This window comes from uncultured Fretibacterium sp., from assembly GCF_938030725.1.
Taxonomy (GTDB): Bacteria; Synergistota; Synergistia; order Synergistales; family Aminobacteriaceae; genus Fretibacterium.
On the sequence record NZ_CALHIQ010000088.1, the window covers coordinates 1 to 8,847 of the forward strand.

General features: G+C 63.4%; 10 protein-coding genes. 3 read left to right on the plus strand and 7 right to left on the minus strand.

Translation table 11 applies throughout. The features are described from left to right. On the minus strand, window positions 1-304 hold a 304-nt coding region (locus Q0629_RS05355), incomplete at its 3' end, for a hypothetical protein (protein ID WP_298779872.1). 247 nt (window positions 305-551) lie between these two features. On the opposite strand from Q0629_RS05355, the gene Q0629_RS05360 reads away from it, so the two are divergent. Continuing rightward, the gene (locus tag Q0629_RS05360) at window positions 552-1,484 is read left to right on the plus strand and encodes a hypothetical protein (RefSeq protein ID WP_298779874.1); all 933 of its coding nucleotides are present in this window, start codon (window positions 552-554) and stop codon (window positions 1,482-1,484) included. 136 nt (window positions 1,485-1,620) lie between these two features. Here Q0629_RS05360 and Q0629_RS05365 read toward each other — a convergent pair whose 3' ends face one another. From Q0629_RS05365 to Q0629_RS05390, 6 genes are all read right to left on the minus strand, one after another. Beyond that, window positions 1,621-2,445, minus strand: coding sequence for a family 1 encapsulin nanocompartment shell protein (locus tag Q0629_RS05365; protein WP_298779876.1), 825 nt, complete (start codon window positions 2,443-2,445; stop codon window positions 1,621-1,623). Between the two features lie 14 nt (window positions 2,446-2,459). Continuing rightward, window positions 2,460-2,822 carry a demethoxyubiquinone hydroxylase family protein gene (locus tag Q0629_RS05370; RefSeq protein ID WP_298779879.1) on the minus strand — a complete coding sequence of 121 codons (363 nt, stop codon included), beginning with the start codon at window positions 2,820-2,822 and terminating at the stop codon, window positions 2,460-2,462. A gap of 78 nt (window positions 2,823-2,900) precedes the next feature. Next, the gene (locus Q0629_RS05375; RefSeq protein WP_298779883.1) at window positions 2,901-3,140 is read right to left on the minus strand and encodes a hypothetical protein; all 240 of its coding nucleotides are present in this window, start codon (window positions 3,138-3,140) and stop codon (window positions 2,901-2,903) included. Between the two features lie 12 nt (window positions 3,141-3,152). Further along, window positions 3,153-3,314 (minus strand): hypothetical protein, encoded by a 162-nt coding sequence (locus Q0629_RS05380; RefSeq protein WP_298779885.1) that lies wholly within the window; start codon window positions 3,312-3,314, stop codon window positions 3,153-3,155. A 156-nt stretch (window positions 3,315-3,470) separates the two neighbouring features. Then, a complete protein-coding gene (locus Q0629_RS05385) occupies window positions 3,471-4,760 on the minus strand; it encodes a hypothetical protein (RefSeq protein ID WP_298779887.1) in 1,290 nt (429 codons plus the stop codon). Window positions 4,761-4,853: 93 nt separating this feature from the next. Further along, window positions 4,854-6,200, minus strand: a complete 1,347-nt coding sequence (locus Q0629_RS05390) for a replication-associated recombination protein A (RefSeq protein ID WP_298779888.1) — start codon at window positions 6,198-6,200, stop codon at window positions 4,854-4,856. Window positions 6,201-6,358: 158 nt separating this feature from the next. On the opposite strand from Q0629_RS05390, the gene Q0629_RS05395 reads away from it, so the two are divergent. Together Q0629_RS05395 and Q0629_RS05400 are read left to right on the plus strand one after the other, a co-directional pair. Next, window positions 6,359-7,732 carry an MATE family efflux transporter gene (locus tag Q0629_RS05395; protein WP_298779890.1) on the plus strand — a complete coding sequence of 458 codons (1,374 nt, stop codon included), beginning with the start codon at window positions 6,359-6,361 and terminating at the stop codon, window positions 7,730-7,732. 170 nt (window positions 7,733-7,902) lie between these two features. Then, the gene (locus Q0629_RS05400; RefSeq protein ID WP_298779892.1) at window positions 7,903-8,541 is read left to right on the plus strand and encodes a hypothetical protein; all 639 of its coding nucleotides are present in this window, start codon (window positions 7,903-7,905) and stop codon (window positions 8,539-8,541) included. The last annotated feature ends 306 nt before the right edge of the window (window positions 8,542-8,847 follow it).

Below are 8,847 nucleotides of genomic sequence, written 5' to 3' on the forward strand. Positions count from 1 at the left end.
CCCCCTCCGGCCCCCAGTCCACCCTGAGGGCGATGGCGTCGCTCTCGAGGCCGTCCTTCACCTGCCGGTCCATGGGCATCAGGGGCATCCGCCCCCTCTCAAGGACGCGCCCAGCACGAAGGTCCTTCCTTTGCAGCGCGGGGAGCGCGTCAAACCGTTCGTCAAGGGGCGCGTTGCCGTCAGGCCCCAGGCCACGCTCCTCCCACTCCATGTAGAGGGGCACGCGGTCGAAGGCCTCAAAGAGCCTCGCCTCGCATCGTCTGAAGAACTCCGCAGAATAGCGAAAACGATTCGCCAGGATCACGTTTCATCACCTCCAGGAACAAGACCAGTGTACCACAAAGGCGGGCGCCGTCCATCCGCCGACGACAGGGGCCGTGCCGTCGCTTTTGCAGCAACGCGGGCGTTCCTCCAGCCCCTCGTTGCATCCCATCCTGGGGTCGTCGCGCCTGACGTACAAACGGGCGCGAAAATCATATATAATAGGGACCTGAGCGGGGCGCGACAGCTCCGGGCCGGAGACCAGTTGCGACAGAATCGAGAGGAAGATCATGGACGGCATCAACGTTGAAATTCAATCCTTTTTTGAGAACATGGGCGAGATCATGTACATCTCCGATCCCAACACCTACGACCTCATCTACCTGAATCGGGCGGGGCGCGAGGCGCTGGGCGTGCCCTCGCTGGACGACCTCAGGGGAAAGAAGTGCTACGAGGTCCTCCACAAGGTGAAATCTCCCTGCTCCATGTGCACCAACGCTCTCCTCAGGCCGGGGCGGTTCTTTGAGTGGACGTACTTCAACTCCAACCTGGGCAGGCACTATTCGCTGAAGGACACGCTGATCCAGCACGGAGGAAGGCTCCTGCGGGCCGAGTTGGCCGTGAACATCGACGTCGAGGAGAAGCAGCGCGAGGTCCTCTCGAAGATGATGTCCAACGAAACGATCATCAACCAGGCCCTTGAGCTGGCGTTGAACGAGGACAACCCGGAGCGGTCCATCAACGTCCTGCTGCGATACCTGGGTGAACACCTCGATGCGGATCGTACCTACATCTTCGAAACCCTCCCGGACGGCGCATCCAGCAACACCTACGAGTGGTGCGCGGACCGCGTGTCCCCTCAGATACAGCACCTCCAGGACCTTTCCAGCGACGTCCTCAAGCCATGGTACGAGGAGTTCGACCGGCACAACAACATCCTGATCTACGACATGGAGGACTACAGGGGGGCCTGCCCTACCGTGTACGCTCTCCTTCAGCCCCAGGGGATTCAGACCCTGGCGGTGGCCCCTCTCTTCCTCAACAATCGGCGCATCGGTTTCTACGGCGTGGACAACCCGCCCTACAGGAACCTGGAGAACATCTCCACCATGTACACGATCCTGGGGCGCTTCATCGCCTCGCTCCTGCGCCATCGGGACAACATGAGGCAACTTGAGGCTCGTACCCGCGTCGGCGGGAAGCCCGATGACGCCGGGGAGTAGAGCGGGATTGGCTTCCCCGTCAAACAGTCAAAAAATTAAAAAGGGGGCGAAACCCGAAAGTCCGGGACGCCCTCTTTGTTTCACTGCTTCACTTCCGACAAACAGCCCCCGGCAGCCCGAAGGGCTGAAAGGGAAGCTACTGCGCTGAGTGGTAGACGACCACCGCGTCCGGGCTCTTGATGCGCGGACAGGCCGTTTCCAGGATGCGGAAGCGGTGGTTGAGGTCCAACTGCTCCGCGTAGGCCGTGCAGATGTCCTGCCCCACCACGAGGTCCATGTACTGCGGCTGCGGGCAGAGCAACAGGGCCGTGCCCGGCTGGAGCACCGGGGTCTGGAACAGGCGCCCCTCCAGCAGGCTGCGTATCCTTTCGATCTCCGTCAGCCCCGTTCCCGGCTGGATGCGATGGAGCTGCACGAACAGGTCCTGGCTGAGGACCAGGGTGATGCGGCCAATCCGTCCCTTCTGCTGCAGCACGGCCATGCCGGCCGCGATGTCCGTGAAGGACGACTCGCCGGCGCTCCAATCCCCTCGGTCGAGGACGTTGGTCCCGCCGACCGTGAGCAGGCCCTTGATGCCCAACCGCTTGACGCCGTAGAAGACCATCTGGTCCTCTCGCCGGCACAGGGCCTGAGCCGCCATGTGTGCGGCGTGAAGATCGACGGGCAGCCCCTCGCGCTTCGCGGCCTCCACGTCCCGCCACAGTATCCAGAAGTCCTCCGTCAGCTGGGGAAGCTCCACGTAGGCGCGCCCCTCCGCGAAGGTAAAACCGTCCTCCGTCCTCTCCGTGCGGGCGGGACGGTCCACGGGCGCCACCTGAACCCCCGCGCCCAGCGGGCCGCACAGCGGCAGAAAACGACGGGCCGTCAAAAGTCCCTTGGCCGTTTCCACCACCGTTTGGTCCAGCGCACTCCAAAACTCCTCGTCAAGGGGGGACGCGCTGCGTCCCAGAACATCATCCATCAGCGACGCCTCCCTCACTTCGAGATCAGGCTGCCGACGGTGGTGTTCCGCCCGTCGGAGGCTCCGTCAGCCGGCGCGATGCCCAACTCCTGCATCGTCTCCAGGACCTCGCCCTCGCCGCCGGCAAGGGACTCCGACCAGTTGGGGTCAAGGCGGCTCAAGAGGGTCGTCAACTCGCCGACGTGGGCCTTCTCCTCGTCACGAATCTCCATCAGCACCTTGCGCGCCAGGGGCTCGTCCGTGGCCTGGGCGTGGGCGTCGTAGAGGAAGATCGCCTCAAGCTCGCCCGCAATGTCGATGCGCAGGGCCTGAACCAGCTCCTCCCTGCTCATCTTGCGCTCGACGTTTCCGGCAAAGGGATCGGGAAAATTTGGCATCAGTTCAACACTCCATTTCTAAATAAGATTTATCCTCACTACTCCAGCAGGCTCCCCCCACGCAGGAGGAGGAAACGGTCACTTGTACACATCTCCCCGCGGCCCCAAGGCTTCCACCGAAACCTGCCGCAGTTCTTCGTCGATCGACATCAGCAGCCGCCACTTGCCCACCCGCAATCTGTAGCCGCCTCGACCGACCAGAGGCCGCACATCTCCCGTCAGGTCGTCGCTCAATGCCTCGATGGCCCGGAGAATACGCCCCCGGTCCGGGTTGGGGATTCGGGCCAGCTGCTTTTCCACGCTGGGTTGAACCGTCACCTGCCACTGCATCTACAGCAGGTCCTTCATCACTTCGGCGATCGGACGCCCCAAACCAGCTTGCGCTTCCCGCTTCCCAATCTCCCACGCCGCGATCTCCTCCGGCGTCAGGGGCGGCTCCGTCGGGTCGGGCACGCGCCACAGCGCCACACGCTCCTGCACTTCAACGCTCATCTTCATCTCCCTCCCGTCACGCGGAATCTTCCCCACCGGCTCCCAGTTCCATCCGGTAAAGCGACGTTCGGTAAAACGGTTACGGTTGCGCTTGGATTTTAATACTACTCCACTCCCACTCGAAGGGCAAGGGCAATTGGGCTGTTCTCGATGTTCTCAGCGCTCCTTGAGGCGCCGGTTGATCTCCTCGAACTCAAGCCTCATGGCCTCGCTCTCAAAGGGCTGAAGCTGGGGCATGGAGAGTGCGTCAATGGAGTCGAAGAGCGCGAGCCCGGAGTGGATGAGGTTCTTCAGGTCGCCGGAGCTCCTTACGGTGCGGTAGGTGTTCTCCGCCACGTCGCGACTGCGCCTGAGGTCCTTCAGGTTTTCGAGGATGCTTCGGCGCTGGGCGGCCAGGAGGTCCGCGTAGAGCTTCCCCACCCGCACGGTCATGGCGTTGGCCTCCGCGTTGCGCCTGAACGACGCCCGCTGGGCCTCGTTGTAGGCCTCCTGCCCTGCCTTCTTCCGCGCCTCGTCCTCCAGGGCCAGGGCCTCCTTGACGATGCTCTTCAGCCGCGGACCGTACTCCTCGTCGATGCGCCGCACCAGCTCCTCCTGGGTGTGGATCAGGAGGTCGTTCAGCACCAGGTACAGGCCCGTGTAGCGGCGGTTGATCTCCAGGTCGTTCTGGTCGTTCCCCGCCAGGGAGGCCAGCTGCTCCACCACGGCCTTCACGTTGGAGAACACCACGGCGTTCTGGAGCATGTCGTCGCCCGTCACGGAGCTCAGCAGGACGTCAACCTGCCCCTGGTCCAGTTCGAGGCCCATCTCGCGCAGGGCGTCCGCCAGGCGTCCGTTGACGCCGGCGAGGGAGGCCTCCCGCGCCCGAATCTCCCCGTCGATCTCCTTCAGGCGCTCGTCGATCCGCGCCTGCGTCGTCCGCCAGGGCACCTTCGAGTCCACGGGAGCCGTGATGCGGTCGTTGCGGAGCCTGTCCGCCTCATGGCGAAGGTCCGCTATCGACGCGCGCAGGTTCGAGGCCTCGCGGCGAACATCTCCCGCCCTCCCCTGGGTCAGGACCTCAAGGGCGGCATCCAGGAGCTTATTGATCTTCCTCGCGTTGGAGGACTTGTCCTCCCCGAACCAGGCGGAGTCCGGCAGCTTCTCGCGCTCGTCCCTCAGCCTCAGCGCCTCCGTGAGGGAGTTCGTCAGGCTGCCCCACCCCTCGGCCAGGCAATCCGGCAGGGAGGCGTCGAGCGAGGCGAGGACGAATCCGGGGTCCACGCCCCTGGGCTCGTCGTCCCGAAAGAGCCCCGTCACCTTCTCCCATCCAGCCTGAATTCCGGAGGTCACGTACCCCGTCCAGGAGGCGTCCTCAGAGGTCGCGGGGTCTGCACCGGCCCGGCCCGCCGACAGGCAGAGCACAAAGATCGCGAAAACGACAAAGCGCCAACGTCCGTTTCTCAAAGCAAACCTCCCCTTTCTCCGTCAACGGCTCCGCCCATGCGGCGGCGGATCCCTCCCAAAACCGCACAAAGGATACCACAATCCACCCTCAAATTATCCGTCATTGGCCGTATCTTTCGATCCGGCCCCGTGCGCCCGCCGCCACGCCCTGATCTGTTCAAGCCTCGCCTTGCACCGCGCCTCATAGCCCTGCTCCGTGGGCCGGTAGTACTGGCGCCCCCGCAGGGAGTCCGGGAGGCACTGCATGTCCGTCAGCCTGTCCGGGGCGTCGTGGGCGTATTGGTATCCCCTGCCGTAGTCCAGCTCCTTCATCAGGCGCGTGGGGGCGTTGCGGATGACGAGGGGCACGGGCTCCGCCAGCTGCTCCATCGCGTCGGAACGGGCCGCCGTGTAGGCCGTGTACATGGCGTTGGAGCGCGGCGCCAGGGACAGGTACACCACGGCCTCCGTCAGGTGCACGCTACACTCCGGCATCCCGATAAAGTGGCAGGCCTGATAGGCGGCCACGGCGATCTCGAGCGCCTTGGGGTCCGCCAGCCCCACGTCCTCGCTCGCGAAGCGTAGGACGCGCCGGGCCACGTACAGCGGGTCCTCCCCGGCCTCCAGCATCCGCGCCAGCCAGTAGACGGCCGCGTCCGGGTCCGAGTTCCGCATGGACTTGTGCAGGGCCGAGATGAGGTTGTAGTGTTCCTCGCCCCCCTTGTCGTAGAGCAGGGAGCGGCGCGAGGTGCACTGGGCGAGCATCTCCTCCGTCACTCGAATCCCGTTTTCGCAGGGCTCCCCGTTCAGGACCGCCATCTCCAGCGTCGAGAGGGCTGCGCGGGCGTCGCCGTTGGCGAAGGAGGCGATGGCGTTCAGCATGTCCGGCGCGACCTCCGCCCGGTACCGTCCAAGACCTCGCGGGTCGGACAGGGCACGGGACAGGAGGCCCGCCAGCTCCTCCGCGGTCAGGGCCTTCAGCACGAAGACCCGGCAACGCGACAGGAGCGCGCCGTTCACCTCGAAGGACGGGTTCTCCGTCGTCGCGCCGATCAGGACGATGCTGCCCCTCTCCACGAAGGGCAGGAAGGCGTCCTGCTGAGCCTTGTTGAAGCGGTGGATCTCGTCCACGAAGACGATGGTCCGCCCTCCCAGGCGGCGGCCCTCCTCCGCCCTCTGCATCACGGCGCGGATCTCCTTGATGCCGCTGGTCACGGCGGAGAAGTTGATGAAGGCCGCGCGCGTCCGCTGCGCGATGACGCCGGCAAGCGTCGTCTTGCCCACGCCGGGCGGTCCCCAGAAGATCATGGAGGACACGTGGTCCTCCTCGATCAGGCGCCGCAGCACGCACCCCGGCCCCAAGAGGTGCGTCTGCCCCACGAACTCGTCAAGCGTCCTGGGGCGCATCCGGGACGCCAGCGGCTGGCTGGCCTCATCCTCAAAGAGCGACCGCTCCTCCATGGCTCATCCCTCCAAACGTGCGGTTTCTTCCGCAATTATATAGGGAAACGTCGATTTAATCTACGGAATTGCCCCCTGTCAAGGCCCCACACCTTGACAGGGGCGGACGCGCACGGGTATGATGCAAGGGACATTCCGAGGGACAGCTGGTGTTTTTGGTGATCGACAGAGAATCTCAGAACAAGAAGTATCTGCTCATGACGACGGGCTCCGTGGAGCGGCTCATCGCGGGCATGGCCCTGCCCAGCGTCCTGAGCATCCTCACCACCGCGCTCTACAACACGGCGGACACCTTCTTCGTCTCGCGCATCGACACCCAGGCGACGGCCGCGGTGGGGATCGTCTTTCCCTACATGGCACTGATTCAGTCCCTGGCCTTCTTCTTTGGGCAGGGAAGCGCCATGTACATGGCCCGTGCGCTGGGCCAGAAGGACGTCCGGAGCGCCGCCGTCGTAGGGGCCGCCGGGTTCTTCTCCGCACTGATCCTGGGGGCGGCCATCCTGGCCGCCGGGCTCCTCTTCATGGACCCCCTGCTGCGCCTTCTGGGCTCCACGGACACGATCCTGCCCCAGGCCCGCGCCTACCTCCGATGGATTCTGGTGGGCACCCCCTTCATCATGGCGTCACTCGTGATGAACAACCAGATGCGCCTACAGGGCAACGCGGCCACGGCCATGGTCGGCATCATCTCCGGGGCGGTGCTGAACATCGCGCTGGACCCGCTCCTGATCTTCACCCTGGGAATGGGCACGGAGGGGGCGTCACTGGCCACGATGCTCTCGCAGTGCGTGGGCTTCACGCTCCTGCTTCGCATGACGGCCCGCCGCGACGGCATCCCCCCGCGGCTCTCGAACTTCCGACCAACGTGGAGCCAGTACCGGGAGATCATCGCAAGCGGCCTGCCCTCCCTGGGGCGTCAGGGGCTGGCCAGCGTCAGCATCACCTGTCTGAACCATGCGGCCGGCCCCTACGGGGACGCGGCCATCGCCGCCTTCTCCGTGGTCAACCGCCTCACCATGCTCTCCACGTCCATCGTCATTGGGTTCGGACACGGCTTTCAGCCGGTCTGCGGCTTCAACTTCGGCGCAGGGAAGTTCGACCGCGTGCGGCACGCCGTCCGCTTCTGCGCCCTGGCCACGACGGGCTACTGCGTCCTGGTCGCCGCCCTGGGCCTGGCTTTCGCGCCGGCCATCGTCGCGCTGTTCCGCCCGGAGGCGGAGCTGGTCCGCATCGGCGCGGGGGCCCTTCGCTTTCAGTGCCTGGCCTATCCGCTGGTGGGCTGCATCGTCACCGCCAACATGTACCTTCAGAACATCCGCAGGACAGCCAGCGCCAGCGTCGTCGCGGCGTCGAGGCAGGGCATCCTCTTCCTGCCCGCCATCCTCATCGGACACCACTTTTTCGGCCTCAAGGGCCTCATGGCCGCTCAGGCCGTCGCGGACGCCCTCACCTTCGCCCTCGCCCTGCCCCTCATGCTCCATGCCCTGAACACGATGGACCGCTCCGATACACAGAGGCTCGACCTCACCTGAACCTCGCCGACGCTTCGGGAAGCGCCCCGCGCTTCCCGCGCCCTCAGCCGACCCGCTGAACGCCGCTCGCCTCATAAAAGATCGGCGCGCGTAAGTTCAGCGGTCGATGACCTTATGTTATGATGGAGCTCCTCAGTGCGGCAGACTGTGTACAGTAGGAGGGGCAGCTTATGGACGGGAAGGAACAGAAGGCATCTCAAGATGGCATCTTGCGCGGCAGCGACGGCGTATATCGGTGGGTGCATGAGCTAAAGCTACTGAAGAATCCCAGCATCCTGTTCGTTGTGTGGAAAATTCTCGGCGGCGTCTTCGTAGGCATATGGCTGTTTGTTATGCTCCTGTCCATGGGGGATTCGAACTTCTGGTGGTATGGCTTTTTGAGCTTGGCTAAGGTCTTTGCCCTGCTGACGCTGGGTATGCTTGCACTGTGCCTTATCGGCTATTTGTTTTACGCCGCCCTCATGGGCGGAAAATACTGCGTGCAGTTTGAGATGGATGAGCACGGCATCCGTCACACGCAGATAACGAAGCAATTCAAAAGGGCCAGAGTGCTATCGGCGGTGGCTGTGCTTTTGGGCGCGAGGAGCGGGAACATCGGCGCAATGGGAGCGGGGTTGCTTTCAGGCAGCAGGCAATCCATGTATTCTCGATGGTCATCAATAAAAAGTGTTGCCGTTGATCCACGAAGGAACCTCATCAAGCTCAACGCGCCGCTAAATAAAAACCAGGTCTACGCCAGGGATGAGGACTTCGCCTTTGTCCGGCAATACATACTCTCCCGCTGTCCAGGAGCCAGGCTGCACGAATAGGCCGTGCCGCCGGTCGCTGCGCCGCCTGTTTTTTAAAAAATGTCGGGCTTCTCAAACCAAAGGCAACGGGTAAATTAAAAGTGCTCATAAGGGGTACGAAGACCCCAATTTTATGCTTATCAAGCTCATTCGATTCCCTATCCATCAAGGAATTTCAAATTCAAATAGCCACCCAACAATTTAGTGACAACTTCCACTTCCAGTGCTTTTTGTCGAGTAAAAAACGTAAACCCGAAATGATGATCCGGAGCGATGAGTATCTTGTGAGTTGGCGCAAACAAACACAGTTCCGAAATACCCCTGAAA

Excerpts from the sequence above, each read along its gene's own strand:
- Q0629_RS05360 (WP_298779874.1), top strand. The coding sequence starts at position 552 with ATGGACGGCATCAACGTTGAAATTCAATCCTTTTTTGAGAACATGGGC.
- Q0629_RS05365 (WP_298779876.1), bottom strand. The coding sequence starts at position 2,445 with ATGGATGATGTTCTGGGACGCAGCGCGTCCCCCCTTGACGAGGAGTTT.
- Q0629_RS05370 (WP_298779879.1), bottom strand. The coding sequence starts at position 2,822 with ATGCCAAATTTTCCCGATCCCTTTGCCGGAAACGTCGAGCGCAAGATG.
- Q0629_RS05380 (WP_298779885.1), bottom strand. The coding sequence starts at position 3,314 with ATGAGCGTTGAAGTGCAGGAGCGTGTGGCGCTGTGGCGCGTGCCCGAC.
- Q0629_RS05390 (WP_298779888.1), bottom strand. The coding sequence starts at position 6,200 with ATGGAGGAGCGGTCGCTCTTTGAGGATGAGGCCAGCCAGCCGCTGGCG.
- Q0629_RS05400 (WP_298779892.1), top strand. The coding sequence starts at position 7,903 with ATGGACGGGAAGGAACAGAAGGCATCTCAAGATGGCATCTTGCGCGGC.